Source organism: Bradyrhizobium cosmicum, from assembly GCF_007290395.2.
In the GTDB taxonomy this organism is placed as follows: Bacteria; Pseudomonadota; Alphaproteobacteria; order Rhizobiales; family Xanthobacteraceae; genus Bradyrhizobium; species Bradyrhizobium cosmicum.
This window is the reverse complement of the sequence record NZ_CP041656.2, coordinates 6,373,721-6,399,296: the sequence shown is the minus strand read 5'-3', so window position 1 is coordinate 6,399,296 and position 25,576 is coordinate 6,373,721. Positions and strand designations below refer to the sequence as shown.

29 protein-coding genes are annotated in these 25,576 nt (G+C 64.7%); 17 read left to right on the top strand and 12 right to left on the bottom strand.

What is annotated here, in order from left to right:
* Nucleotides 1-32: 32 nt before the first annotated feature.
* The 6 genes from FNV92_RS30665 to FNV92_RS30640 all read right to left on the bottom strand — a co-directional run bounded on the left by FNV92_RS30665 (nucleotide 33) and on the right by FNV92_RS30640 (nucleotide 5,810).
* On the bottom strand, nucleotides 33-542 hold the full coding sequence (locus tag FNV92_RS30665) for a hypothetical protein (protein WP_143843293.1): 510 nt from the start codon (nucleotides 540-542) through the stop codon (nucleotides 33-35).
* A 183-nt stretch (nucleotides 543-725) separates the two neighbouring features.
* Nucleotides 726-1,529: a DUF2076 domain-containing protein gene (locus FNV92_RS30660; RefSeq protein ID WP_143843294.1), complete on the bottom strand. Its 804-nt coding sequence runs from the start codon at nucleotides 1,527-1,529 to the stop codon at nucleotides 726-728.
* A gap of 122 nt (nucleotides 1,530-1,651) precedes the next feature.
* Entirely contained in the window at nucleotides 1,652-2,494 is an 843-nt protein-coding gene (locus tag FNV92_RS30655; protein WP_143843295.1) for a ChbG/HpnK family deacetylase, read from the bottom strand.
* Nucleotides 2,491-3,567, bottom strand: coding sequence for a glycosyltransferase family 2 protein (locus FNV92_RS30650; RefSeq protein WP_143843296.1), 1,077 nt, complete (start codon nucleotides 3,565-3,567; stop codon nucleotides 2,491-2,493). Before FNV92_RS30650 ends, FNV92_RS30655 begins: the two co-directional genes overlap by 4 nt.
* A 110-nt stretch (nucleotides 3,568-3,677) precedes the next feature.
* Nucleotides 3,678-4,655, bottom strand: coding sequence for an ATP phosphoribosyltransferase (hisG, locus tag FNV92_RS30645; RefSeq protein ID WP_143843297.1), 978 nt, complete (start codon nucleotides 4,653-4,655; stop codon nucleotides 3,678-3,680).
* A 3-nt stretch (nucleotides 4,656-4,658) separates the two neighbouring features.
* On the bottom strand, nucleotides 4,659-5,810 hold the full coding sequence (locus tag FNV92_RS30640) for an ATP phosphoribosyltransferase regulatory subunit (RefSeq protein ID WP_143843298.1): 1,152 nt from the start codon (nucleotides 5,808-5,810) through the stop codon (nucleotides 4,659-4,661).
* 559 nt (nucleotides 5,811-6,369) lie between these two features.
* Here FNV92_RS30640 and FNV92_RS30635 point away from each other — a divergent pair.
* Together FNV92_RS30635 and FNV92_RS30630 are read left to right on the top strand one after the other, a co-directional pair.
* Complete coding sequence (locus FNV92_RS30635) at nucleotides 6,370-6,942, top strand: hypothetical protein (RefSeq protein WP_244623604.1); 573 nt, start codon at nucleotides 6,370-6,372, stop codon at nucleotides 6,940-6,942.
* Between the two features lie 10 nt (nucleotides 6,943-6,952).
* On the top strand, nucleotides 6,953-7,963 hold the full coding sequence (locus tag FNV92_RS30630) for a helix-turn-helix domain-containing protein (protein WP_143843300.1): 1,011 nt from the start codon (nucleotides 6,953-6,955) through the stop codon (nucleotides 7,961-7,963).
* On the opposite strand, the gene FNV92_RS30625 is transcribed toward FNV92_RS30630, so the two are convergent.
* Nucleotides 7,960-8,724 carry a 16S rRNA (uracil(1498)-N(3))-methyltransferase gene (locus FNV92_RS30625; RefSeq protein WP_143843301.1) on the bottom strand — a complete coding sequence of 255 codons (765 nt, stop codon included), beginning with the start codon at nucleotides 8,722-8,724 and terminating at the stop codon, nucleotides 7,960-7,962. The two genes, FNV92_RS30630 and FNV92_RS30625, sit on opposite strands and share 4 nt — an antisense overlap.
* 211 nt (nucleotides 8,725-8,935) lie before the next feature.
* Here FNV92_RS30625 and FNV92_RS30620 point away from each other — a divergent pair, with 211 nt between their 5' ends.
* Nucleotides 8,936-9,598: a hypothetical protein gene (locus FNV92_RS30620; RefSeq protein WP_143843302.1), complete on the top strand. Its 663-nt coding sequence runs from the start codon at nucleotides 8,936-8,938 to the stop codon at nucleotides 9,596-9,598.
* On the top strand, nucleotides 9,595-10,527 hold the full coding sequence (gene ubiA, locus FNV92_RS30615) for a 4-hydroxybenzoate octaprenyltransferase (RefSeq protein ID WP_015688600.1): 933 nt from the start codon (nucleotides 9,595-9,597) through the stop codon (nucleotides 10,525-10,527). The genes FNV92_RS30620 and ubiA overlap by 4 nt, the downstream gene beginning before the upstream one ends.
* Nucleotides 10,528-10,632: 105 nt before the next feature.
* On the opposite strand, the gene FNV92_RS30610 is transcribed toward ubiA, so the two are convergent.
* Nucleotides 10,633-11,148, bottom strand: a complete 516-nt coding sequence (locus tag FNV92_RS30610) for a DUF6101 family protein (protein WP_143843303.1) — start codon at nucleotides 11,146-11,148, stop codon at nucleotides 10,633-10,635.
* Nucleotides 11,149-11,424: 276 nt separating this feature from the next.
* Between FNV92_RS30610 and FNV92_RS30605 the strand changes: the two genes are divergently transcribed.
* Genes FNV92_RS30605 through lpxK form a run of 6 tightly spaced genes read left to right on the top strand, consistent with a single transcriptional unit; the run spans nucleotide 11,425 to nucleotide 16,947 of the window.
* Nucleotides 11,425-12,816 (top strand): TldD/PmbA family protein, encoded by a 1,392-nt coding sequence (locus FNV92_RS30605; protein ID WP_143843304.1) that lies wholly within the window; start codon nucleotides 11,425-11,427, stop codon nucleotides 12,814-12,816.
* Nucleotides 12,803-13,618 (top strand): 3'(2'),5'-bisphosphate nucleotidase CysQ, encoded by an 816-nt coding sequence (locus FNV92_RS30600; protein ID WP_143843305.1) that lies wholly within the window; start codon nucleotides 12,803-12,805, stop codon nucleotides 13,616-13,618. Before FNV92_RS30605 ends, FNV92_RS30600 begins: the two co-directional genes overlap by 14 nt.
* A gap of 58 nt (nucleotides 13,619-13,676) precedes the next feature.
* Nucleotides 13,677-13,919: a DUF4170 domain-containing protein gene (locus tag FNV92_RS30595; RefSeq protein WP_015688596.1), complete on the top strand. Its 243-nt coding sequence runs from the start codon at nucleotides 13,677-13,679 to the stop codon at nucleotides 13,917-13,919.
* Complete coding sequence (locus FNV92_RS30590) at nucleotides 13,916-14,629, top strand: lysophospholipid acyltransferase family protein (RefSeq protein ID WP_015688595.1); 714 nt, start codon at nucleotides 13,916-13,918, stop codon at nucleotides 14,627-14,629. The genes FNV92_RS30595 and FNV92_RS30590 overlap by 4 nt, the downstream gene beginning before the upstream one ends.
* Nucleotides 14,592-15,938, top strand: coding sequence for a 3-deoxy-D-manno-octulosonic acid transferase (locus FNV92_RS30585; protein ID WP_143843306.1), 1,347 nt, complete (start codon nucleotides 14,592-14,594; stop codon nucleotides 15,936-15,938). Before FNV92_RS30590 ends, FNV92_RS30585 begins: the two co-directional genes overlap by 38 nt.
* Complete coding sequence (gene lpxK / locus FNV92_RS30580; protein WP_143843307.1) at nucleotides 15,931-16,947, top strand: tetraacyldisaccharide 4'-kinase; 1,017 nt, start codon at nucleotides 15,931-15,933, stop codon at nucleotides 16,945-16,947. The genes FNV92_RS30585 and lpxK overlap by 8 nt, the downstream gene beginning before the upstream one ends.
* A 103-nt stretch (nucleotides 16,948-17,050) precedes the next feature.
* Here the strand turns inward: lpxK and FNV92_RS30575 are convergent, their stop codons facing one another.
* Nucleotides 17,051-17,278, bottom strand: coding sequence for a DUF2093 domain-containing protein (locus FNV92_RS30575; protein ID WP_015688592.1), 228 nt, complete (start codon nucleotides 17,276-17,278; stop codon nucleotides 17,051-17,053).
* A gap of 194 nt (nucleotides 17,279-17,472) precedes the next feature.
* Here FNV92_RS30575 and FNV92_RS30570 point away from each other — a divergent pair, with 194 nt between their 5' ends.
* The gene (locus FNV92_RS30570; RefSeq protein ID WP_168213480.1) at nucleotides 17,473-18,294 is read left to right on the top strand and encodes a dienelactone hydrolase family protein; all 822 of its coding nucleotides are present in this window, start codon (nucleotides 17,473-17,475) and stop codon (nucleotides 18,292-18,294) included.
* A gap of 38 nt (nucleotides 18,295-18,332) precedes the next feature.
* On the top strand, nucleotides 18,333-18,482 hold the full coding sequence (locus FNV92_RS30565; RefSeq protein ID WP_015688590.1) for a hypothetical protein: 150 nt from the start codon (nucleotides 18,333-18,335) through the stop codon (nucleotides 18,480-18,482).
* A gap of 126 nt (nucleotides 18,483-18,608) precedes the next feature.
* Here the strand turns inward: FNV92_RS30565 and xseA are convergent, their stop codons facing one another.
* Nucleotides 18,609-20,231: an exodeoxyribonuclease VII large subunit gene (gene xseA, locus FNV92_RS30560; protein WP_168213481.1), complete on the bottom strand. Its 1,623-nt coding sequence runs from the start codon at nucleotides 20,229-20,231 to the stop codon at nucleotides 18,609-18,611.
* A gap of 137 nt (nucleotides 20,232-20,368) precedes the next feature.
* On the opposite strand from xseA, the gene FNV92_RS30555 reads away from it, so the two are divergent.
* From FNV92_RS30555 to FNV92_RS30535, 5 genes are all read left to right on the top strand, one after another.
* On the top strand, nucleotides 20,369-21,478 hold the full coding sequence (locus tag FNV92_RS30555) for an alpha/beta hydrolase (protein WP_168213482.1): 1,110 nt from the start codon (nucleotides 20,369-20,371) through the stop codon (nucleotides 21,476-21,478).
* Nucleotides 21,479-21,766: 288 nt separating this feature from the next.
* Nucleotides 21,767-22,321, top strand: coding sequence for a hypothetical protein (locus FNV92_RS30550; protein WP_143843311.1), 555 nt, complete (start codon nucleotides 21,767-21,769; stop codon nucleotides 22,319-22,321).
* Nucleotides 22,321-22,620 (top strand): winged helix-turn-helix domain-containing protein, encoded by a 300-nt coding sequence (locus FNV92_RS30545; protein ID WP_100176495.1) that lies wholly within the window; start codon nucleotides 22,321-22,323, stop codon nucleotides 22,618-22,620. The genes FNV92_RS30550 and FNV92_RS30545 overlap by 1 nt, the downstream gene beginning before the upstream one ends.
* Nucleotides 22,621-22,867: 247 nt before the next feature.
* Nucleotides 22,868-23,098 (top strand): hypothetical protein, encoded by a 231-nt coding sequence (locus FNV92_RS30540; RefSeq protein ID WP_143843312.1) that lies wholly within the window; start codon nucleotides 22,868-22,870, stop codon nucleotides 23,096-23,098.
* 324 nt (nucleotides 23,099-23,422) lie between these two features.
* On the top strand, nucleotides 23,423-24,151 hold the full coding sequence (locus tag FNV92_RS30535) for a hypothetical protein (RefSeq protein ID WP_143843313.1): 729 nt from the start codon (nucleotides 23,423-23,425) through the stop codon (nucleotides 24,149-24,151).
* Between the two features lie 85 nt (nucleotides 24,152-24,236).
* Here the strand turns inward: FNV92_RS30535 and FNV92_RS30530 are convergent, their stop codons facing one another.
* Both FNV92_RS30530 and FNV92_RS30525 read right to left on the bottom strand, forming a co-directional pair.
* Entirely contained in the window at nucleotides 24,237-24,731 is a 495-nt protein-coding gene (locus FNV92_RS30530) for a nucleoside 2-deoxyribosyltransferase (RefSeq protein WP_143843314.1), read from the bottom strand.
* A 14-nt stretch (nucleotides 24,732-24,745) separates the two neighbouring features.
* Nucleotides 24,746-25,363 (bottom strand): hypothetical protein, encoded by a 618-nt coding sequence (locus tag FNV92_RS30525; protein ID WP_143843315.1) that lies wholly within the window; start codon nucleotides 25,361-25,363, stop codon nucleotides 24,746-24,748.
* Nucleotides 25,364-25,576 lie beyond the last annotated feature (213 nt).

Here is a 25,576-nt window from a genome sequence, read left to right as displayed (position 1 = left end):
CGCTGCCGGCGATTGGTCGGCGCCCGGAAACCTTAACCGGCGAAGGCGTTGCCGCTCTGGATCGAGCAGCTCGGCGAGGTCGTGGTCACGCCCGAGAGCTCGTACATCACGCCGTTCGGAGCCTTGCGCCGGATGATGCCGCCGGTATGGCCCTCGATCACGTTGACCGAGCAACTTGAGAAGCCGGTATCGAAGGTGACAGTGACCTGGCGCGCCCCGACCTCATAGGGAATCACGCCGATGAGCTTGTCGCTCTGGAAGCTGAAATTGCCTTTGCCCTGGCCCGGTGCGATCTCGCCGCTCCGGTCGCCGCCACGGTTCGTGGCCCGAAAGCGGCTGAACAGGCGCCCGGCGCTGCTGACATAGATGATGCGCGACACCTTGGTGGTGAAGCCGTGGGATTTGCCGTCGGGTGCCTTTGCCATGCCTGTGGTGGCGAAGGAGATCGTGATGGTCTTGTTCAACAGGCCCGCAGGTGCGGCGAAGGCACTGCTCGCATGCAACGCAAAAATGAAGGAGGCGGTCAGGCAAATCATCCGCATTGCAAAACTCCTCGTCTGAAAGGGGGCATCATAGCGGTGGTGCAGCGTGTCTCCAAGATCGGCTTTCCGCCCGGGCATGATTTGCGTGACGAATTGCTCACAAGCGCATGGACACCGCCGAAACGGAAACGGCCGCCTGTTCGGCGGCCGTTCGTTCAGGTTGATGACGGGGGCTTGCCGCGATCAGGCGTAATCGCTGCCGCCGTCGTCTCCGCCGCCGAAATCGCTGTCGTCGGCCAGGTCCATATTGCCGTCGTCGCGATTGTCGTCGTCGTCGTTCTGGTCGTTCGAGGCCTGATCGGAGAAGCTTTGGCGGGAGTCGCGGTTCGATCCGATATCGTCGAGACCGGCATCGCGAGCGAGCGAGCCGCCGGACTGATCGCTCCCGCTCCAGGGGCTGCGATCACCGCCCAGGGAGTTGGTGTCGCCGAAGGCCTGCTGGTGCGATCCGCCCATCATGCCGCGGATGCTGGAGAGCAGGAGCGAGCCGCCGACGACGCCGGCCGCGGCAGCCGCGGCCGTGCCGAGGAACGAGCCGCCGCCACCGCCGACCGGCGGGGCGCCATAGCCCTGACCCGGGCCTTGACCGTAGGCCTGCCCGTAAGGCGGCTGGCCGTAGCCCGGCTGCGGCTGCGGCATGGCCTGGCCGGTGTTCCAGACCGGCCGCGAGTCGCGCGGCGGCACGTTCGGAACCGAGCCGCGTACGGGGCCACCACCGAACAGCGTGTCGCGCATGGTATCGAGGAAGCCGCCCGACTGGGCCTGCTCCGGCGCATGCGCCGCTTCCAGCTCCTGGATGCGGTTATGAGCGCGCTTCAGCGCTTCGTCCTGCAACAGTGTCGTCTGCACCAGCGCGTAGATCGCGCCGGGGGCCTTGCGCAGGCCGTCGGAGATCGCAGCGATCGCGTCTGGATCGCGCGGTGCGTTTTCCAGTTTCGAAAGCCGGTCGAAAAGGTCGTCGACGAGCTGGCGTTCCTGCGGCGTCATGATCAATCTCCCTCGCACAAAACAAGCGCGAGCCAGATGTAGGGTTCCATTGTGGCCCCAACAGTGCCGGCCGGATTAAATTTCGGTATGCGACAAGCTGCCTCAAAGCCTGCTTCGGCGGGTTACCCCAGCGTGACGCCGCTGTCCGTCAGCAGGCGCGCGAAGGCATCGCCGGCGAGATAAGCGTGCTCGCGTTCGCGGACGTCGGTCATCGGATCGAGGCCGGCGAGGATGTCGTCGACGAAGCCGGGGTGGCACATCACGAGGCCGTCGTCGGGAAGGCCTTCCAGGAATTGTCGCATCAGGGCGCCGAAATCGGCGGCCCGCGTGAAGTCATAGGCTCCTGCAAAGCCGGGATTGAAGCTAAGGCCGGCGCTACCGGCGCGGCGGCGGAATTGCGCGCTGAGAATGTCGAGCACCATGGCCTTTGGCGAGGCCAGCCGCTGCGCCAATGGCAGGTCGCGCCCGCCCTGCCGCACCCAGGCGTTCGGGGCGCCATCGGTGACGGCATCGACAAAGCCGTCGCGCACCTGCGGATAGAGCTGCACGTGCTGGTGGCCGTCGACGAAGTCGGGTGGGCACCCGAATGCTTCCATGAAGGCCACGAGTTGCGCTTTCACCTCGTTGCGAAAGAACTCGCGGTCGAGCCTTCGCGTGAGGCCTGCGCGCAGCAGCTTCGGAAATGCCAGGAACATGTCGCCGTCGAGCGGACGGAAATGCATGGTGAGCGGCCGGAACGGCGCCGAGAGCGTCACGTGCAATCCGATCGCGCAGCGCGGGCTTAGCTTTGCCGAGGCCTGAAGCGCCTCGATCTCGCTGCGCCCGACCGCCGGGCCGACCATCATCACCGACGTCGCGTTGAGGCGGCCGCGCTCGATCAGGTCGCGGATGGCACGGTTGACGCCCGGGCTGATGCCGTAGTCGTCGGCGCACAGCCAGATCCGCCGCGGCGCCGCCGCGCTCATTCGGCCGCCGTCCGCTTCGCGGCGTCCTGGCTTGAAGCGTCCTGTCTTGAAGTGTCCTGGGTCTTGTCGGTCTCGAAATGCTTTTGACTGTGCTCGGCGACGAAGTAGATCGGGCGCGCCTTCAGCTCGGAGAGGATCTTGCCGATATATTCGCCGACGATGCCGATCATGATGAGCTGCACGCCGCCGATCGTCATCAGGCCGATCACGAGCGAGGGATAGCCGGGCACCTGCTTGCCGGTGGTCCAGACCTCCCAGAGGATCGACAGGCCGAACAGGAAGGCGCCGCCGGCGAGGATCACGCCGAGCAGGCTGGCAAAGCGCAGCGGCGCCACCGAGAACGAGGTCACCCCTTCGATCGAAAGACCGAGCAGGCGCGCGGCGCTGAACGTCGTCACGCCATGGATGCGCGGCGCCGGCTCGTAGTCGACGCGGATCTGGCGGAACCCGATCCAGCTTGCGAGACCCTTGAAGAAGCGATTGCGCTCCGGCAGCTGCCTGAGCGCCGCGACCGCGCGCGGCGACAGCAGGCGGAAGTCGCCGGCGTCCTCCGGGATTTTCTGGCGGGCGCCCCAATTGATCAGCGCGTAGAAACCATGCACGGCGATGCGGCGCAGGAAGGGCTCGTTGTCGCGATGCGCCTTGGCGGTATAGACGACGTCATAGCCGTCCTCGATCCAGTGCCGCACCAGTTGCTCGACCAGATGAGGCGGATGCTGGCCGTCGCCGTCCATGAACATGACAGCGCCAAGCCGGGCATGGTCGAGGCCGGCCATCAGCGCCGCCTCCTTGCCGAAATTGCGCGACAGCGACACCACCTGGACGTCGACCGCGTCGGCCGGCAGGCTGTGTGCGATCGACAGCGTCGCATCGGCGCTGCCGTCGTCGACATAGACGATCTCGCAGGCAAGCCGATAGCGCTGCGCTAAGGTTTTCGCGAGATCGCAAATGCGTTGGTGCAGGGACGCCAGTCCCGCCGCCTCGTTGTAGAGGGGCACGACAATCGACAGTCCCTTCGCCGCGGCGCCGGCCGCGGTGGTGGTCAGGCCGGAAACGTCAGAGCCCAGCGTCATCGATCAAGGTCCCAGAGGTAATCAAGGCTTCTTGCAAGTCGTCCTGCAAGTCGTCTCAACAGCATATGGTAGCTGCGGTTTGCTGTCGCTACGCTGAACGAACCTGAGGCTCACTGCCGCAGGAACGCCTCGAGCCGGGCGAACAGCGGGTTCTCCCGGTCGAACACGTAGTCGAGCGAGACCACCGAGACGGTCTCGGCGCCGTGCTCGCGCAGGAAGCTCGCCAGCGCATAGAGCTGGCCGGGCGGGCAGTGCAGCGTCAGCATGCCCGACGAGGTCGGCCCGCCGAACGGGGCTTCGACGCCGAACCGGCTGTGGGCCTCGCCGAGCAGGGCCGCGTCGCATTGCCGGAAGCGGGTCCGTACCTCGCGGTATTTGTTGGCCCGTGCCCGCGCCGCGATGTGATCCAGGATGATTCGCGCGGTCTCGCGTGCCTGCGGCGACCAGTCTGCGTCTTTCGAGGCGACCAGATTGGCCTGGCTGCGCAGGATCACGCCGTCGTCGAGCACCCGCAGGCCGTTGGCGGCCAGGGTCGCGCCCGTGGTGGTGATGTCGACGATCAGCTCGGCGCTGCCGGCCGCCGGCGCACCTTCGGTCGCGCCGGTGCTTTCGACGATGCGGTAATCGGTGATGCCGTGGCTCTGGAAGAAGGCGCGGGTGAGGTTGATGAACTTGGTCGCGACCCGCATCCGCATGTGATGCTGCTCGCGGAAGCCCGTGGTGACGTCGTCGAGGTCGGCCATGGTGCGGACATCGATCCAGGCCTGCGGCACCGCGACGACGACGTCGGCATAACCGAAGCCCAGCCCGTCGATCAGCGACACGCGCCTGTCGGCGTCCGCGATGTTCTCGCGGACCAGATCCTCGCCGGTGACGCCGAGATGCGCGAAGCCGCGGGACAGTTGCGAGGCAATCTCGCTGGCCGAGAGATAGGCGACCTCGACATTGTCGAGCCCTGCGATGGTGCCGCGATAATCGCGGGCGCCGCCGGCCTTCGACAGCTTGAGCCCGGCACGGGCAAAGAAGGCCTCGGTGTTTTCCTGGAGGCGGCCCTTGGAGGGAACGGCCAGAACGAATGGCGCGCTCATGACTTAAGCTCCCACCTTGCGGCCGATCCCGGTCAGCGCATCCACCCAGACCGAGAAGCCGACGGCGGGAATCGGATCGGCCGATCCAAGCTGGGTCATCAGCCCGTCATAGCGGCCGCCGGCAACCAGCGGCTCGGCGCCGTTGCCGCGATAGTGCAGCTCGAATTCGAAGCCGGTGTAATAGTCGAGGCCGCGGCCGAACGCGGTGGAGAAACGCGTCTGCTTCACGTCGATGCCGCGCGCCGCCATGAAGCCGACCCGGCTTTCGAACTGGTCGATGGCAACAGCGAGATCGAGCTTCGCATCAATTGTCAGCGCGCGCAGCTCGGCGATGGCGTCGTCGGGATTGCCTGATATCGACAGGAAGCGCTTGAGCACGGTGATCGCCTCGCGCGGCAGCGCGCCGCCCTTCAGCGTGGATTGCTCGAGGAAGCGGTCCGCGATCTCAGCCGTGGTGCGGCCGCCGACATTGGTGGTGCCGGCGATCGACATCAGATCGGTGACGAACGCGAGCGCCGCCTTGCGGTCGGAGCCGGCGAGCGCGGCCAGCACGCCCTCATATTCGCTGCGCGTCGCGGTGGTCGCGGCCGCCAGCCGCTCCAGATCCTGCTCCAGGCTGATCTTGCGGTTGAAGTCCTTGACCAGGCGGCGGCGCCAGACCGGATAGAGGTCGAGCGCGTCGAGCAAGGAATTGAACAGCGCCACGTCGCCGGTGCGGATCTCGACGTCGCGGACGCCGAAGGCCGCGGTCGCTTCCAGCGCCAGCGCCAGCATCTCGGCATCGGCTGCGGGGCGGTCCTGGCGGCCGAAAGATTCGATGCCGGCCTGCATGAATTCGCTGGCCTGCCCGCTGCGGTAACGGAACACCGGACCGAGATAGCTGAATCCGGCCGGCTGGCCGGCGCGCCCCGAGGCGAGGTAGTCGCGGGCCACGGGAATCGTGAGATCCGGCCGCAGGCAGAGCTCCTCGCCGGACAGGTCCGTGGTCAGATAGAGGCTCTTGCGGATGTCCTCGCCGGAGAGATCCAGGAACGGCTCGGCCGGCTGCAGGATCGCGGGCTCCGCCCTGACATAGCCGGCCTGCGCGAACGACAACAGCAGCGTATCCGCCCAGGCGGCGGAGCCGGCAGCATTTGAGGTGGCAGTCGCGGTCATAACAGGGGTCCATTTTCCCGGCGGAACCGGGAGGGGCAAGGCGAGACAGGCGAATTGGCGCAGCCCTTAGCATGGCCCGGAAACGGTTTCGACCTCCAAAGGATCAATCGCTTAACGGCGACGGAGCCTCGCGGGCCCCCTGAATGGGTGTGTAGCTCAGAGTTATGTGCGAGTCGCATTAGGTATTTTAATACCGACCGCTCTCAGCATTCCATTGGGGCGAGGATGCTTCGCCCTCATTTCATGTGGGGTCCGGGATGTGTCGGGGCGCCAGGTCCCGCTGCTTCGTATGAAGCGTCATCCGCGAGCTGCTCCGCCAGTCTGAGAACCCTCTGCCGTTTACCCGGGTCGGTGATGCCGAGAAATGCTTTGATCAGTTGCAGTGCCTCGCGTCGCGGCCTGTCGGATATGGCATCGTCATCCATCGCCATGTCTTCCCGTGCGATTGCCTGTGCGATCGATACGGCGCGAGATCGTCCGCCCGACGGGCCGCGATGCAGCAAGGCCCAGCGTCACAATGAGAAATTGAGGACGGCTGACAAGTCATCGCATACTCATTTTGGGTAGGGCGGATGATCCGTTCGCCGCGGCGTTCGTTTACAATGTGAATGTTGGTTTCCGATTCATGCGCAATGCTTCAGATATCATCCGGACGGTCTCGCGACATACGCTGGCCTATATGCTGTTTTCGATCAGCGAGCTGTTCCGGCACTACGACGAATTCGATCCGCTGGACCTCTTGATCATTCACGCGATTCTCAATGCGAACGTCATTCATGTGATGAACGATCCGTCGCTGGACGAGAGATTCTCCAGCATTGATGCGGTCGAGCCGGATGTGATCAAGCAAGGAGTATCACGAGCGGCACTCTCTCGTTTCCTCAGCCTGCCGTTGGAGACAGTGCGTCGTCGCGTGACGGCACTGAAGCGGCGCAAAATTCTTGCGGAGACGAAGGCCGGGCTCATCGTGACCGAGCAGAACATGTTCAAGTTTGGAAACAATCACGAACTGCAGAAGACCAACATGCTGTTGCTGACGAAGCTGCTTCGAGATCTCAAGCGCGCCGGCATCAACGGACCGGATGACCTGCGTGTCGCCAAGAGCGCCGCGTCGACAAGGAAGGCGAAGTAAGCGGCGGCATATGGACCAAAGCCATCTCAATGCGGTGCGCGACGGGGCGCAAAGAATAGCGACGGACCGCTCGTTGTCGTTCCAGGGGCTCAGGCCATCCTCGGTGCTCGAGCTTCAATCGTATGACGTCGATCATTTCGACGAAAGTGAGAGATACGCCGGCGCATCCAGCATGCCGTTGTCCGCCGGGACGACCGCGATCATGCGTGCCCGGCTGAGCTTGCCGACCCTCACGCTCTCCCTGGTGAAAACCTTCCCGCGGATCGTTCGCGGCTATCGGTTGACGAATGCCGTGGCCGTGTCGGTACCGATGGATCATGTGACCTCTGCCCGTATCAACGGGCAATCGATTGGGAGTTCCGTGGTCGTTCTGAAAGGCGATTCCGACTGCCTGGTGTACGAGCCGGAGGGCCGTCTGATCGGCATCGTCTATTTCAGTCCGCCCGCCCACGAGCCCTGGGCGCAACTGGCTGATGGCCATCATCTGCTGAACCCGGCGCCCGACGTGCTCGTCTCCTTGCGCCGCCTGATCTCCGTCACGCTCGAAACCGCCGCGAATGATCCGGACCTCCTGAACGAGCCGGCGTCGCAAACCGTTGTGCAGCAATCCCTGCTCAGCACGATGGAAGCCGCGATCCGCACCGACGCGGGTTGTGGACCCGTGCCGTCCGCGACGGATGGCTATCGGCGGATCGTCGCGGAAATGGAAGGATTGATCCGTCGCGATCTGACGGTCTGGCACAAGACGACTGAACTGGCGGAGCAGGTTGGCGTCTCCGTGCGGACGCTCCAGAGCGCCACCCAGGCCATCTGTGGCATGAGCCCGCATCGCTATAGCCGGGTCTTGCGCCTCTGGTCCGTGCGCCGGCAGCTTCGTATCGGCCCCGGGCGGCGGAGTGTGAAGGCTTGCGCCATTGCGCATGGCTTCTGGCATCTGAGCGAGTTTGCAGCGAGCTATCGGGCGGCCTTCGGAGAGCTGCCGTCCGAGACCCTGAATCGGTCTCGGCGCGGGGCAATCTAACCGCCCCCCCAGTCGCCGAGCACCGTCTGGACCAGCGCCAGCGCCGCCACCGCGGCGGTATCGGCCCGCATGATCCGGGGTCCCAGCGGCAGCCGCAGGATCGTCGGCTGCCGCAACAGCAGGGCGCGCTCTTCCTCGGCGAAACCGCCTTCGGGGCCGATCAATACGTCGATACCTGGTCCGCCTTGGTCAGGGCCGGCCTCGCGGGCCTTTTTCAGGCTCTCAATGGGATCCTGGACCTCCGCCGCCTCATCACAGAAGATGAGCAGCCGGCCGGAGGGGCGCTGACTGAGATACCGGTCCAGCGCCAGTGGCTCGGCCACGGTGGCGATGCTCATGATGCCGCATTGTTCGGCGGCCTCGACGACATTGGCGCGCATCCGCTCGGTGTTGACCCGGGAGGCCTGGGTGAACCGGGTCAGGACCGGCTGAAGCGTGGCGACGCCCATCTCGATTGCCTTTTGCACCATGTAGTCCAGCCGGGCATGCTTGAGCGGGGCGAAGACGTAGGTGAGGTCGGCCAGGGCGTCCTGGGGCCTGGCCTGCTGCAGGATGACGAGGCCGTCCGGCCGCTTGCGGCCTTCGATCGCGGCCTGCCATTCGCCGTCGCGGCCGTTGAACGCCAGGACCTCGGCCCCGGCGGCGAGCCGGAGCACATTGCCGAGATAATTGCCCTGCTCGCGGTCGAGCGGGACCTTGGCGTCCTGGGCCAGGGGGGCGTCGACGAACAGGCGGGGGGCGCGAAAATTGTAGGAGGGCATCGTTCAACGGGTCCAATTTGGTGCCGTTATTAACCGAAAGCCGCTATTTCGGGGGTAAATATTGCCAAACTGGTGCGTCGGCGCGCCGCGCTCTTGCCCTATTCGACGGGTTGTTAAGAGCCGGCGGGAATCGTAAAAACGCGAGCACGCTGTTGCGCTTCAATTGGGAAGACGCCGAACCCCGTAGGCTCCTGCCGGAGAGACTGCCTTGATGATCCGTCATTTGATGGTTCCGATCACTGTAGCCATGGTCACCATCGGTGCCTCGGGTACCTATGCGCAAAGCGCGTTCCCGGCGCCGCTGCCGAACCAGGCCCCATCCAGTTCCGCGTTTCCGCCGGTCAACGGCTCCGCGCCGGTCGCGTCCGTCGGCGGCGCGCCGCAATCGTCCTTTCCCGTGAACGGTGCAGCACCTGTGGGTGGCGCCGGTGCTTTCAGCGCAGCTCCGCCGACGCAAGGCGGTCCCGGCGAGGACTGCATGAAGGCCTTCATTCCTCTGCGCGAGGAAGCCGAGAAGCGCGGCAAGCTGATCAAGGCCGCGAGCGACCGTCATGCCCCGCCCGACGAGGCCTGCAAGCTGATCCGCAATTTCAGCCAGGCCGAGACCAAGATGATCAAGTACATCGAGGCCAACGCCGCAAAATGCGGAATCCCGCCGCAGGTCGGCGCGCAGATGAAGGACGGCCACAAGAACACCGAGGCCATGACGACGAAGGTCTGCAATGTCGCGCAGCAGATGCAGAACCAGCCGCGCGGTCCGGCCGGTCCGTCGCTGAGCGAGGTGCTGGGCTCCGGCTCGGCGCCTGAGGCCAATGCCGGCAAGAAGGGCGGCAGCACCTTCGACACGCTCAACGGCAACGTCCTCACCCGATGACCGATACATCCGCCCGCGTTGCCGATTCCACCGGCAACTGGGTCGATACGCTCGCACCGCAATGGGCGCGGCCCTATCTGCGATTATCGCGCTTCGATCGCCCGATCGGCTCCTGGCTCCTCCTGATGCCGTGCTGGTGGTCGGCGGCGCTCGCCGCGGGCATGGCGCATGACGCCAGCCGTCTGCCGCTCACCATCGTCCTGTTCTTCATCGGCGCCTTCGTGATGCGCGGGGCGGGCTGCACCTGGAACGACATCACCGACCGCGACCTCGACGACAAGGTCGAGCGCACCCGCTCGCGGCCGCTGCCGTCGGGCCAGGTGACCACGAAGCAGGCGCTGGCCTTCATGGTCGCGCAAGCGCTGGTCGGTCTCGTGGTGCTGCTGCAGTTCAACCGCTTCGCGGTCCTGACCGGCATCGCCTCGCTCCTGATCGTCGCGATCTATCCGTTCATGAAGCGCATCACCTGGTGGCCGCAGATCGTGCTCGGGCTCGCCTTCTCCTGGGGCGCCCTGATGGGATTTGCCGTCACCTTCGGGCGCATCGATATCACCGCGCTGGTGCTCTATGCTGGCGCGATTTCTTGGGTGATCGGTTATGACACGATCTACGCGCATCAGGACGCCGAGGACGATGCGCTGATCGGCATCAAGTCCACCGCGCGCCTGTTCGGCGCCCATACGCATCAGGCGCTGATCCTGTTTTACGGGCTGGCTGTGATGCTGATCGGTGTGGCGCTGGCATCCAGCGACGCGCGCTGGCCGGCCTGGCTCGGGCTCGCGGCTTTCACCGTGCATCTGGCGTCGCAGATCGTGCGCTTGAGGATCGATGATCCTGTGCTCTGTCTGCACCTGTTCAAGTCGAACCGCGATGCAGGACTGTTGCTGTTTGCGGGATTGCTCGCCGACGCGGTGACGCGGGCTGCGTGATGCGAATGAGTGGGGTGGATTAGCGAAGCGTAATCCACCAACTTCTATCCGCGTGCACAGCAAAGAGCGGGGTTACGCCTTCGGCTGACCCACCCTGCGGCACCTTTAGTTCCTTGCGATGATCTCGCGCTCGCGATGAACCGGCAGCTCGCGCGCAACACCGGCGCGGCGGCGCATCAAAAATTTCGGACGGCGGGCGCGGATCGCGTTGCAGCGGCGACGGCGGGCGGCGGGCTTGCGGGCGCCTTCGTCGAGCTGCGGAAGTGCGAACAGCTCGCTCCAGATCGCCCAGGCCTCGGCCAGTTCGTCGCCATCGGCGCTGACCAGCAGCGGAACGGAGAGCGAAGGGTCGCGATGCACGAGAACGAGGGTCTGCGTTTCGTCGTTGCCGCGGAGCGCGACGCCGGTGAAGTCGCTGACGCGGACGTTGATCGCCATCCGCATGCCGCGGACGGCACGGCGCAGCACGACGCGTTCGCGGTGAAGCTCGATCTGCCTTGTGTATCCGTCGGCGCGCGGATCATGCGCATCGAAGCGGACCGGAAGGGAAAGGGGGTCGAGCCGCAGGCTGCGGCCCGACCCGGCGGGAGCGATCCCGCTTGTTGCTGTTTGACGCCTCACGGCTTTAGTTCTCCCCGCCAGGATTATGTTCCCGGTCGATGTGAGGACCTTAGCGCGCGCCCTTCGGAAACCGCTTAAAAAGGCTGGTTAATCCAGCGTCACCGCCGCTCATGATTGACAAGACCTTGGCGCACATGATTGACGAGACGTTGCGCTGAAGTCGCGAATCTGAGCCTTTTGCAGGCTGAAAATGCTTGAAGTCCGCACCATCAGGGCACATCTGGTGTTCAGGGCCGCTCTCGCCCCGAAACCTCCCGCCGCAACAGGATTTCGTTTGTGAACCCTTCACCAAGCTCGACGCTTTCGTCCAAAGCCAATCGCGACCTGTTCGACCAGTCCGCGCTCTCCGATCTCGCGCAGCGGCTGGTCGAGGCGGCCAGGCGCGCCGGCGCCGACGCGGCCGATGCGGTCGCGGTGCGCGGCATCTCGCAAGGCGTCGAAGTGCGCGACGGCCGCGTCGAGGAATCCGAACGCTCCGAGGGCGACGATGTCGGCCTGCGCGTGCTGGTCGGCCAGCGCCAGGCCGTGGTCTCGACCAACGACGCCAGCGGCGATGCGGTGACCAAGCTTGCCGAGCGCGCCGTGGCGATGGCGCGGGTGGCGCCCGACGACAAATATGTCGGCCTTGCCGATCCCGCGCTGCTGGCGCGCGACTTCCCCGATCTCGACCTGCTCGATCCCGACGTGCCTGCGACCTCCGAGCTCGAGCGCCGCGCGCTCGAGGCCGAGGCCGCCGCGCTCGCCGTTAAGGGCGTGACCAAGTCCGGCGGCGCCTCGGCCTCCGCCGGCATGGGCGGCATGGTGCTGGTCACCAGCACCGGTTTCCACGGTTCTTATCTGCGTTCCAGCCAGGGCATTTCGGCAACCGCGATATCGGGCGAAGGCACCGGCATGGAGCGCGACTACGACTTCACCTCGGCGCCGCACGGCGCCGACCTGCTGTCGCCGGAGATCGTCGGCCGCTCCGCCGGCGAGCGCACCGTGGCGCGCGCCAATCCGCGCAAGGTCGAGACCTGCAAGGTGCCGGTGGTGTTCGATCCCCGCGTTGCGGGCTCGCTGGTCGGCCACGTCGTCGGCGCCATCAACGGCGCCTCGATCGCGCGCAAGACCAGCTTCCTGAAGGACAAGCTTGGCCAGCAGCTGTTCGCGAAGAACATCCGCATCATCGACGATCCCCTGCGCAAGCGCGGCCTGCGCTCGCAGACCTTCGACGCCGAGGGCGTTGCCGTCAGGAGGACCGCGCTGATCGACGAGGGCGTGCTGACCACCTGGCTGCTCGACTGTGCCACCGCGCGCGAACTCGGCCTTACCACCACCGGCCACGCCCATCGCGGCGTCTCGTCCTCGCCCTCGCCGGGACCGTACAATCTGCATCTCGAGCCCGGCATCCCGACGCCGGCCGAGCTGATCGCCGACATCAAGCAGGGCTTCTACGTCACCGACCTGATCGGTTCCGGCGTCAACGGCGTCACCGGCGATTACAGCCGCGGCGCCTCGGGCTTCTGGATCGAGAACGGCGAACTCACCTATCCCGTCAGCGAGGTGACGATCGCGGGCCACCTGTTCGAGATCTTCAAGTCGATGCAGCCTGCGAACAATCTCGAGTTCCGCTACGGCGTCAATGCGCCGACGGTGCGCATCGAGGGTTTGACGCTTGGCGGACGTTGACGCGCACTCTCTCCAAACCATCCTGAAGCGCGACGCGGCGCTGCTGCAAGACACGGTGCGGGAAGCGGGCGCGCTCGCGCGGTCGATGTTCCGCACCGAACTGAAGACATGGACCAAGGGCGCGTCCTCGCCGGTGTCGGAAGCCGATATCGCCGTCAATGATCTGCTCGAAGCGCGGCTGCGTTCGGCGACGCCGGACTACGGCTGGCTGTCCGAGGAGAGCGCCGATGATTCGAGCCGGCTGTCGCGGCGGCTGACATGGATCGTCGATCCCATCGACGGCACCCGCAATTATCTGGGCGGCCATGACGAATGGTGCGTCAGCGTCGCGCTGGTCGAGGATGCTGCGCCGGTGCTGGCTGCGGTATTCGCGCCTGCCAGCGACGAGTTCTTCTTCGCGGCCCGCGGCCAGGGCACGACGCTCAACGGTCAAGCCGTTCGGGCGGCGGGCGGATCGACGCTCGACTTCTCCCGCGTCGCCGGCCCGAAGCCGATGGTAGAGCGGCTACACACCTCGGGCGGCGACATCAAGCTGCATCCGCGAATCGGTTCGCTGGCGCTACGCCTTTGCCGGGTCGCCGATGGTGTGCTGGATGCGGCTTTTGCGGGCGGCAACAGCCATGATTGGGACCTTGCGGCGGCCGATTTGATCGTGCAGGAAGCGGATGGTAGGATGAGCGACCTCTCCGGAGACCCCATCCTCTATAACCGCAGGGAAGTTACGCACGGGGTGCTGGTGGCAGCGGGACGCGATCGTCATGCGAGCATTGTCGCGCATTTTCGAGATCGTCCCTTGCCCTGAAGCGCGTCCGTAGCTTTTCGAACACTGCTTTGCCGGGCAGCCCGTTAGGAACAGAACCATGCCAGATAGTGCCCCGCAACAACTGCTCCATCTCGTCATCGGTGGTGAACTGCTCGATCTCGAGCACAACACCTTCAAGAATCTCGACGAGGTCGAGGTCGTCGGCCTCTATCCGAATTATGCGGCGGCCCACGTCGCCTGGCGCGCCAAGGCGCAGAGCACGGTCGACAACGCGCAGATGCGCTATTTCATCGTCCATCTCCACCGGCTGCTCGACCCGAATCAAGAACCGGCGCGTTGACAAAACTGCTTCGCAATACGCTGCGGAGCAGCTTCGTTCAACGCGCCGTGGGTATCCTGGCGGCCGAATATCTGCGTCTGGTCTGGCGGACCAACAAATTCACGTTCGATCCGCCGGACGTCTATGACCGCGTCGAGCCGCAGATCCCGGCGATCTTTGCCTTCTGGCACGGCCAGCATTTCCTCACGCCCTTCATCAAGAACAAGGACTGGTACAAGGCCAGGGTCCTGATCTCCCGCCACCGCGACGGCGAGTTCAATGCGATCGCCGCAGAGCGGCTGGGCATCGGCACCATCCGCGGTTCGGGCGACCACGGCGGCGCCTTCCACCGCAAGGGCGGCGTCGGCGCCTTCAAGGAAATGGTGCGGACGCTCCAGGACGGTTGTAATGTCGCGCTGACCGCCGATGTCCCCAAGCGCTCGCGCGTGGCCGGGCTCGGCATCATTATGCTGGCACGGGAATCGGGGCGGCCGATCATGCCTTTCGCGATGGCGACCAGCCGCTTCATCCGGCTCAAGAACTGGGACCGCACCACCATCAACCTGCCGTTCGGGCGGGGCGCATTGGTCGGCATCAAGGAAATTCACGTTCCCGCGGATGCCGACGCGGCCACGATGGAAGCGCTGCGGCTGGAGCTGGAAGAGACCTTGAACGAGGCGACCCGCCGCGCCTATGCGCAACTCGGCCGCCCGGGACCTGAAGATGGCTAATTCGCTGCCACGAGCGCTGCCGATGACGCTGCGGATGTATCGGCGCCTGGCATCAGGCCTGGTGCCGCTCGCGCCTGCGCTGATCAAGCGGCGGCTGAAGCAGGGCAAGGAGGATCCCGCGCGCGTCGGCGAGCGGCGAGGCCTGTCCCGGGACGTGCGGCCGCATGGTCCGCTGGTCTGGATCCACGGCGCCAGCGTCGGCGAGGTGCTGGCCGCGGCCGCGCTGATCGAGCGCCTGCGCGATCTCAATCTGCGCATCCTCCTGACCTCGGGCACCGTCACCTCGGCCGCCGTCGTGGCGAAACGCTTTCCGCCCGACGTCATCCATCAATACGTGCCGTATGATTCCCCGCGCTACGTCGCGCGCTTCCTCGACCATTGGAAGCCGTCGCTGGCGCTGTTCATCGAATCCGATCTGTGGCCGAACCTGATCCTGGCCGGCGCGACGCGCCGGCTGCCGATGGTGCTGATCAACGGGCGGATGTCGCCGAGGTCCTTTCCGCGCTGGCGGCGGATGTACGGCACCATCTCGGCGCTGCTGTCGCGGTTCGACATCTGCCTTGCCCAGTCGAAGACCGATGCCGAACGCTTCTCCGCGCTCGGCGGCCGCGACGTCGTCACCACCGGCAACCTCAAGCTCGACGTATCGGCGCCGCCGGCCGATCCGGCCAAGCTCGAACGGCTGATGGCGATGACGCGGGGGCGCCCGATCATCGTCGCGGCCTCGACCCATCCGGGCGAGGACGAGATGCTGGTCGCGGCGCATCGCAGCCTGGTCGGGTTCTTCCCGCACCTTCTGACCGTGATCGTGCCGCGGCATCCGGATCGCGGCTCCCAGATCTCGGGCCTGGTCACGGCCTCCGGCCTGAAACCCGCCTTGCGCTCGCGCGACGAGCTTCCCGCCCCGACCACCGATGTCTACATCGCCGACACCATGGGCGAGCTCGGCCTGTTCTACCGGCTCTCGCCGGTCGTGTTCATGGGGGGATCGCTGATCCGCCACGGCGGACAGAATCCGATCGAGGCGATCAAGCTCGGTGCTGCCATCGTTCATGGTCCGCACGTCTTCAACTTCGCCGACGTCTACGAGGCGCTCGACAGCAGAGGCGGTGCACGCCAGGCCGACACGCAGGAGGCGCTGGTCAAGCAGCTCGGCCTGCTGCTGGCCGAGCCGACCATCCGCAACAAGATGCAACACGCCGGCGCGAGCGTGGTCGAGGAGCTCGGCGGTGCGCTCAATCGCACCATGACCGCGCTCGAACCCTATCTGCTGCAGTTGCGGATCGAGATGGGGGCCGCCAATGCGTGAGCCGGCCTTCTGGTACCGGCCGCGTTCCCCGCAATCCCTTGTCCTCAGCCCGCTCGGTGCCCTCTATGGCGCCATCACCGCGCGCCGCATGGCGCGCGAGGGCGTCGACGCCGGCATCCCGGTGATCTGCGTCGGCAACTACCATGTCGGCGGTGCCGGCAAGACGCCGACCGTGCTGGCGCTGACCAAGCTGTTGCGCGAGCTCGGCGAGACCCCGGTGGTGCTCAGCCGCGGCTATGGCGGGCGGTTGCAGGGCCCGGTCATGGTTGACCGCGAACGCCACGTTGCGGCCGATGTCGGCGACGAGCCGCTGATGATGGCGCGCGACGTCCCTGTCGCGGTCGCGCGCGACCGCCTCGAAGGCGTGATCCTCGCCAAGTCGCAAGGCGCCACCGTCATCCTGATGGACGACGGCTTCCAGAATCCGCGGCTGTTGAAGGATGCCTCCCTGATCGTGATCGACAGCGAGCGCGGCCTCGGCAACGGCAAGGTGTTTCCCTCAGGTCCCCTGCGCGCGCCGCTGAAGGCGCAGCTTTCGCGTACCGACGCGCTGGTGGTGATCGGCGACGGCCGTGCCGCCAACGATGTCGCGGCCGAGATCGCCAAGCGCAACAAGCCGGAGCTGCGCGCGCGCCTCAAGCCGGACGCGGCCACGGTCGCCCAGCTCTTGGGCAAGCGGGTCCTGGCCTTCGCCGGCATCGGCGATCCCGAGCGTTTCTTCCGCTCCTTGCGCGCCAGCGGTATCGATGTCGCGCGCACGCGTCCCTTCGCCGACCATCACGTGTTCTCGCGCGAAGAGATCACCGCGCTCGCAGCAGAGGCGAAAGCCGAGCAGCTCACGCTGGTGACGACGGAAAAGGACCTTGCGCGCCTGCGCGGCAGCGAGGGCGTGCCTGACGGCATCGTGCCGTTCGCGGTGCAGCTCGAATTCGATGACCCCGCCAAGCTGCGGCAGCTGATCAGCGATCATCTCTACAAGGCGCGCGAGCGGCGGTTCGGCAGGCGGTGATTTCGCCCAACCCTACGGCACCTGCATTCAGGGGACATTCATCGCGAGACTCTTACTGATCTCTCTTGATCAGGAGACTTCGATGCAACAACCGCCGGCGACCCTACGGCTGCGGCTTCGGCGCGCCGGGGAAGTGCCGCTGCAGCACGGCGGCTGGCGTGGCGTAGGCCTCCTGCAGGTCCACGCTCCAGTACTTCAATTCGTCGAGCGGTATCCGCGTGTCGGTGATGGCGCAGCGCACATAGGTCCCCGGCGAGATCACGCGGAAGTCGCCGTCGAGATATTGCACCTGCGCCTCGCCGCTGCCCGAGGGGCCGAACTTGTTCAGCACGGTCGAAAGTCTCCGTGGAAGGCCGCGTCCAGGCAAACCCTGGAGGGCACGATGTGTTGGACGGGATGTAGCATAGATAGGGTGGCTTGTCCGCCCGGTAAACCCACCGGTTTGTGATGTTTTGCCGCCGTTTCCGCATGATAGTGCTTCGCGCGAAGGGGGGCTTGTTCCGGCACCTCCGACCGCGGAGTCCGATGCGCCTTCGATCGACCGCCCTGTTCCTGATGCTGCTGATGTCGGCGGCGCGCGCAGCGCCGGCGCCGCAGCAGGTCGACATTCCGCTGTCGTCCGGCGTGCTGCATGCGCAGCTCTACAAGCCTGAAGGCGAGGGGCCGTTTCCGACCGTGATCGCGCTGCACGGCTGCGGCGGCCTCGGGAGCCATTCCGAGTCCGTCCTGCCGCGCTATCGCGACTGGGCCGAGCGGCTGCTCAAGGCCGGCAACGCCGTGCTGCTGCCCGACAGCTACGGCTCGCGCGAGCTCGGGCCGCAATGCCGCGTCAAGGAGATGCACGTCAAGGCGCGGCGCGAGCGCGTCACCGACATCGCGGCCTCCCGCGCCTGGCTGATGAAGCAGGGCTGGGTGGCGCGCGACCGCGTCAGCCTGATCGGCTGGGCCAACGGCGCCAGCGCGCTGCTCTGGGCGGTGCGGCCGCAGAGCGCGGCGCGCGATGCGGGCCCGGATTTTCGCGCGGCGATCGCGTTCTATCCGGACTGCCGGATCTCGGCCGGTCTCGGCTGGAGCGCGCGGGTGCCGACGCTGGTGCTGATCGGCGCCGATGACGACGTTTCGTCGCCGCCGGCCTGCCGCCAGATGGTGGACGGCGCGCGCGGCCGCAGCGCGCTCACGCGCATCGTGGTCTATCCCGGCGCCTATCACGATTTCGACCGCGCCAACACGCCGCTGCATGCCGCTGCCGGCAGCGATGCCGCGGCGCCCGAGCACGGCCATCTCGGCACCGATGCGGTCGCCCGGGCCGATTCGCAGAAGGAAGTTTCGCAGTGGCTGGCGCGGTAGCCTTAGTTCGACCACGATGTCGATTAAACGCAATCCCCATGCGCAACCGCTTCGCCCTGTTCTCCTCCGCACTGATCGTCTTCACCGTCGCGATCTTCCTGTTCGAAGCCCACGCCGGCGCGCCCATGCAGGCGCCCGAGCATTGCGGCTTCTGGACCACGATCGACGCGGGATTGTCGTGTAGGTAAGGCGGGCTGCCTCCACACCGTCATTGCGAGCGCAGCGAAGCAATCCAGAGTCCCTCGGCGGAAAGATTCTGGATTGCTTCGCTGCGCTCGCAATGACGAGTTCGTGGAAGCACCTTCCCTCGCCCCTTAGAACAACGTCCCCTGATCCACCGGCTTGCCCACGCGCTTCGGCGCGGGTTTTGTCTCCTGCGCGGCAGCCTTTGCCTGCGCTGGCGCGCGCTTGGTCGCCGGCGCCGGGCGATCCGCATCGGTCGTCGCGCCCACACGACCATCCGCAAACTCGATCTCGACCCTTGCGCCGGGGCCGATCGCATCCGCCGCATGCACGGGATGCCCCGCCTCGTCGCGCACCAGCGCAAAGCCGCGCGCGAGCACGCCGCGATAGGACAACGCCGAAAGCAGCTTGCCGCTGTTCCCGACGCGGGCATCCAGCCGTTGCATCAACGTCGCCAGCGCGCGGCCAGCACGCTCGCCAAGACGCTGCGTGCGCTCGCGCTGCCGGACAATCGCGTTGCGCTGCGCTTGCGCATTGGCAAGCTTGGAAGCGCGCAGGCGCACCTGAAGCCCGTCGAAACGATCGCGCCGCTGCCGCAACAAGGACCGCGCGGACAGGCCAAGCCGCTCGCCGCATACGGTGAGGCGGTGATCGGCCTGCGAAATCTGGCCATGCAGCACCCGCAGCGTCAGCTTTGAACTCGCCGCGGTGAACCTGCGGAAATGCGCGTGCGTGTTGGCCTTCAGCCCGCGCGGCAACGAGGCGCCCGCCGAATCCAGCCGTTGCCGCGGGATCGCCAGGAGATCGCCGGCCGACGGCAGCGCGCGCGCGGCGGCGCGCAGCTCGTTGCGGCGGCTTTCGTGGGCGCGCATCCAATAGGCATGCGTGCGTCGCCCGAGATCGGCGACCTCGACGAACAGATCGCTGCGCACCGGCACCGCCATCTCGGCCGCCGCCGTCGGCGTCGGCGCGCGCTTGTCGGCGACGAAATCGATCAGCGTGATGTCGGTCTCGTGGCCCACGGCCGAGATCAGCGGGATCATGCTCTCGCTTGCCGCGCGCACCACGATCTCCTCGTTGAACGACCAGAGATCCTCCAGCGAGCCGCCGCCGCGCGCGACGATCAGCACGTCGGGCCGCGGAATCTTGCCGCCCTCCGGCAGCGCGTTGAAGCCGCGGATCGCGGCGGCGACCTGCTCGGCCGAGCCTTCGCCTTGCACCTTCACCGGCCACACCAGCACATGGCGCGGGAAGCGATCTTCCAAGCGGTGCAGGATGTCGCGGATCACCGCGCCGGTCGGCGAGGTCACCACGCCGATCACGTCCGGCAGCCAGGGCAAGAGCTGCTTGCGCGCCTCGTCGAACAGGCCCTCGGCGGCGAGCTTCTTCTTGCGCTCCTCCATCAGCGCCATCAGCGCGCCGATGCCGGCCGGCTCCAGCGCCTCGATCACGATCTGGTATTTCGAGGAGCCCGGATAGGTCGTCAGCTTTCCGGTGGCGATGACCTCGAGCCCCTCCTGGGGCTTGAAGCGCATCCGCCCGTGCACGCCCTTCCAGATCACCGCCTCGATCTTGGCGCTCTCGTCCTTGAGCGCGAAATAGCAGTGGCCGGAGGAATGGGCGCCGCGGAAGCCGGAGATCTCGCCGCGCACCCGGACATGGCCGAAGGCGTCCTCCACCGTCCGCTTCAGGGACTGGGAGAGCTCGGAAACGGTGAATTCGGGGGCGTTCAGCAGGGGTTCCGCAGGCGGCATCGGCAAACGATTCGGCAGGGTGGGGTCAGATCCAACGTTAAGGATTTTCGCGGCGCGGCGCCAATCCCGGGGTTGATATGGAGAGTACTCTGTAATATAGAGTTCTCTATTGATGGTGCATCGAGGGAGATCGAGCCATGGCGATCCGGTTGCTGCGCGGCATGTTCAACGCACTGAAATGGGCCCTGTGTGCGGTCGGCGCCGTCGCGCTGGTCCTGACCGCGATGATCGCGACGCCGCTGCAGCGGCCGCCCGAGATGCGGTCGGTCTCCGACTCATCCAAGGGCATCGACTGGTCCACCCTGCCGCCACTCGAGCGCTTCCAGGCGCGCGACGGCACCTGGCTCGGCTTTCGGCACTACGCCGCCAAAGCGTTTTCAAGCGAAGTGGAAGCCGGTTCGCGTGAAGAAAACGCGTCAAAACAAGAATCAGGAGCCCCGTTCCGATCCCATCGGAACGGAAACGGCTCCGGTGCTGCGACCGGCCGCGGCGCGATCTTCATCCATGGCTCCTCCGGCTCCAGCGCCACCGTCAACCACGCACTGACCCATGCGATGTCAGCGCACGGGGTGGAGACCTGGGCGCTCGACATCCGCGGCCACGGCGGCTCTGGCACCCGCGGCGATATCGGTTACGTCGGCCAGCTCGAGGACGATCTCGTCGATTTCGTCGCCGAAGTGCGCAAGACCGCGCCGGATCTGCCGCTGACTCTCGTCGGCCACTCCGCCGGCGCCGGCTTCTCGCTGCGCGTCGCCGCGACGCCGATCATGCAGGACATGTTCGTGCGCACCGTGCTGCTCGCGCCCTATCTCGGCTATGACGCGCCGACCAACCGTCCGAATTCCGGCGGCTGGGCCAGTGCCGACATCCCGCGCTTCCTCGGCCTCGCTGCATTGCGCAAGCTCGGCATCGACTGCTGCGCGCAGCTCCCGGTGCTGGCCCTGGCGGTGCGCCCGAACATGGAGAAGATCCTCGTCTCCACCTATTCCGATCGCCTGATGCGCAATTACGCGACGCGCGGCTATCGCCTCGATTTGCCGGCGGTGACCCATCCGATGACGATCTTCGGCGGCGCCGAAGACGAGATGATGATCTCCGACAAATATGCGGAAACCGTGCAGGCCATCAAACCGTCGGTCGACGTCAAGCTGCTCGACGGCATCAACCACATGGGCATCGTCACCAACCCGAAGGCGGTCAACGCGATCGCCGAGGACGTCGCCACGCGCGGGGCAGGGCAGTCATGATACGATCCGCCACGCCAGGCGCCTATGAGAGCGAACGATGGAGCGTCATCGGCGGCGGGCTCCCTCCCCCGCCTGCGGGAGAGGGCTGGGGAGAGGGTTGTCTCCGTACAGGGATTGTCGAGAATTGTGGAGACTGTCCCCGCATGGTGAGAACCCTCACCCGCCGCGCGCGGGACGATGCTTCGCATCGCCCGGGGCGCGTCGGCCTCTCCCGCAAGCGGGAGAGGCGGGAGCAAGCTCCGCTGCCACCGCGCAGAACCCGCCAGCCCCGCACCTGAAAGAGCCGACATGATCGACAGCAAGGAAGCCTCCGCGGCGCTGGCCGACATCGACGACATCGTCCAGCGCGTCAAGCAATCGCAGCTCTATGAGCTGGCGAGCCTCGCGGCGATCTGGTGGGGCATCCTGGTGTTCGCAGGCAACCTCGTCACCTGGCTCTGGCCGGTCTGGGCGGTCCATGCCTGGGTCGCCGTGGACGTCGTCGGCGTCCTCGGCATGGTTGGGCTCCGCCTGCTCAACCCGCCGCATCACCCGCGCGCAGCCGGCTTCGACGTCCGCTTGCTGCTGGTCTTCGCGTCGTTCTTCGCCTTCGGCTACCTCTGCACTGACGTCATCGGCCATTTCGGCCCGCGCCAGCTGGGCGCGTTCTGGCCGCTCTACTTCATGCTGTTCTACACTCTGGCGGGCCTCTGGTTCGGCACTGCCTTCGTCGCGATTGGCCTGGGCATCTCCGCACTGACGCTGATCGGCTTCTTCTATATCGGCGAGGCCTTCCCGCTCTGGATGGCCTTCGTCAACGGCGGCGGCCTGATCCTCGGCGGCCTCTGGATGCGGCGGATCTGATGGCCGAACTCGACGACATCATCCACCAGCCGTTGCGGCTGAAGATCATGGCGGCGCTGAACGCGCTGCCTGCGACGGCAGGACTGGAATTCGCGCGGCTGAAGAAGCTCACCGGCGCCACCGACGGCAATCTCGGTGCGCATATCGAGACGCTGGCGAAGGCGGGCTATGTCTCGGTGGAGAAGGCGTTCGTGGGGAAGAAGCCGCAGACGACGGTCACCGCAACGGCTGCGGGTCGCGGCGCGTTCGCGCGGCATGTGGCGACGTTGCAGGAGATTATTGCGGGGAAGCAAGGGTAGGCCCTTTGGCAAGTCCGGCAAAGTTGGGCGGGGACCGCAAAATACCCAAAAGCATTGAAGAAATTGACTTATTTGCCAGCAATCCTTCGTCTTTTGTAGCCGATTTTTATAGTCGCAGTGACACCCAATTTTTTGCGCTGGGGGACATTTTTTTCACGTCGGTGGATTGCCCGCAAGGGGCCGTGATTCCTCTGGACTGTCCCGGCTCGATCCCTCAACTTCCAGTACGAACGGGATGGGGATTGCCATGGTCGACACGGTCAAAATCCGCCTTAGGTCCGGCGACGCAGAAATTGAGCTTGAAGGCCACGAGCCAATGTTGACCAACTCTTGGAGCGGTGGTGGGAGAAGCAAGGAACACCGTACTCCGCTCACCAGCAGCCTGCGCGCGCATCTGAAGGAGCCGGTGGACGCAAGGCCGCTCGACGTCGCAGTTCCGATCAATCCTCTGACGAAATTAAGAGACCAGAGGGTATAGACCCAAATGAAGTCGCCAACGAAGTAAAGGAAAGCGACCAATTCCATCTGATTGAGCGAAAAATCCTTCACACACCGCGCGACAGCTACAATAAAGCTGCATTCGTACTTTGGTTCGTTGGGGACGCCCTTACGTCCGGGGCAGTCCACCGTGTACTCGATGCGCTTGGAGTGCGAATTGATCCAGCTGCGGTCTCGCGCATTATGAAAAAACACTTGCAGCAATTCACCACCACGGGAAGGCGCAAGCGGGGAGGCCCGCCTCCAGCCTACCGACTGACGGCGAAGGCCCACGCTGAATTCGAAAAATGGCTGAACGCTAGCGATGCAGGCTAATTTGCAGCAGTTCGCGCAGAAGATTTCGAGACTGGGCCTCAGCGAAGTTGGCTGCGCAGTCGCTCTCTTGTGGTTTATTGAACGAGAAGGTGTAACTGACGTAACGCCTGCTCGACTGGCAGACCTGATGCACGATTTGGCTTTAAAGGGAAAAATTAATCTGTCCCGCTTCACTCGCCAATTGCTCGAAAACGCGGATGTCATTCGCGGAAAGGTGCGTGGCACAGTGAAACTCAGACTGGTGAGCAAGTCTCGCTTAGACGGTAAATACTTGCCGTTTTGCGGGAGCGCCACACCGACTCTGACTGATGATCACATCCTCGCATCAGACCTCTTCTCGGCGGGTCCAACCTACCTCGCGCGAATAGTCGCTCAGATCAACGGCTGTTACCATTATGGCTTTCACGATGGTTGCGCAGTGCTCTGTCGGCGCCTCATGGAGTGTCTATTGATACTTGCATTTGAAAAAAGGGGGCATGGTTCTGTAATTCGGGATGGTTCGGGCGAGTACAAGGGCCTTGGAGACATCATCCGCCTTGCCGCGTCTGGACAATACCTCAAACTGACCCGCGGGACCGATGCTTCGATGACAGCCATTAAGAAGCTAGGCGACACGGGCGCCCACCACCCTGTCTACGTCACGCGTCAGAAGGACATAGACGCCTATCGGCTCGACTATGCGAAACTGATCTCGGAGCTCGCACATTTCGCGGCCTAGCGCCCCTCCACGTCTTTGCCGAGCCCGCAATTACGGTGACAGTCCACAGCGGCTCTTAGGAGGTGCCCTTATTAAGGCGGCGCAACTAGTCCGCCGTCGGTTGTCCGTACAACTGATGCGACATCAATTCGAATCGATCAGTTCGCGTCGTACGGCCAGCCGCGAAGTCTTGTAGCCAATTATATAGATCATGCTCCGCCTGAAAGACGGCAGTCAAAGACTTGCTCAACATCGGATTGTTACCGGTAGGAAGTTGACGACGCGCATCAGTCTGAAGTCCTACACACGGCTTGCCCAGCGCGTATGCAAATCCCACCTCGAAGGCGACGCCCTCATCGATGTGCGCTCCGTCCAAGACTGTAACCACAACATCAGCCGCGGCGATTGCGCGCAGATCTGTTTCAAAAACGAGACGTTCAGCTGCATCGACCGGCATCCCCTCGTTAACGAGTTTCGTCAATAAGCCGCCATCGCGCTGTGGCAAAAAGACTTTCAGCCAAGCCTCAATATGCTCGACTATTTCTAAGTTGTGCCGTCTCTCCATTGCATTGAAGAGAGGCGCCGCGAAATAGGCGCGCATTCGCTTCTCAACCATCACTTTGCTGCCCCGGCAAACTGCTCGAGGCGATCTTCCAAACTGATGTCGCAGTAGTTATCAAGAAAGATCACTTTCGCCATCTCGCGCGCAACTTGAGCCGCGCTTCGGCCTCTTGTGCAGATTGTCGTTTTTGGAACGTCTTGGTAGACCGAGTCGATGTTGCCCATGAGTTCTTCGATTTCGGCCTCAGTCCAATATTTATGCTTATAGGTGTTTCGCTGCTGAATGTCACCGACATCGCCATCGAGAAATATCAGATGGCCCTTCTCAATTGCGTGTGAGCGTGAGTCCGTAATTGTGTTCAAAAGACTCTTCGCTTTTGCTCGCCGCTCCGACTTTGCTCCGAACGTCAAAGGGTCAAGCGGGCATCGATCGACCAGATGTATCCCGCTTCTATTCTTCTCTAGAGCAAGATTCTTCTTTCTAAACTGCTCAGCTGTCCAAACATTGATCTCCGTGACATGCTTCTTCCTTTGTGAAGCAGGCAAACGCTTCTCTGGGACAGCCATGTCGGAACGACGCTCGTCGATCCATTCGTCGTACGTTGTAAGATTTCGAAAGTTGGAGATTGCTGTCGATTTGCCTACTCCCACGGAGCCAATCAGATAGTACACAAATTTTCGCCGCATCGCGGCATCACGCCACTACCTGCTGACGGCTCGATGGTGGCCTATGCGCGAGCGCCCTCTTTCGTTCGAAGACAGCGGACCAAGTCCGATCCATTAGTTCGACCTTTCGATTTGCACACCATCGGCTCTCGAAGACTCTTGTCATTGCGTCGGCGCGACTGAGCCTATTTCCAAAAATGTGATGTTATTCAAGGAGAT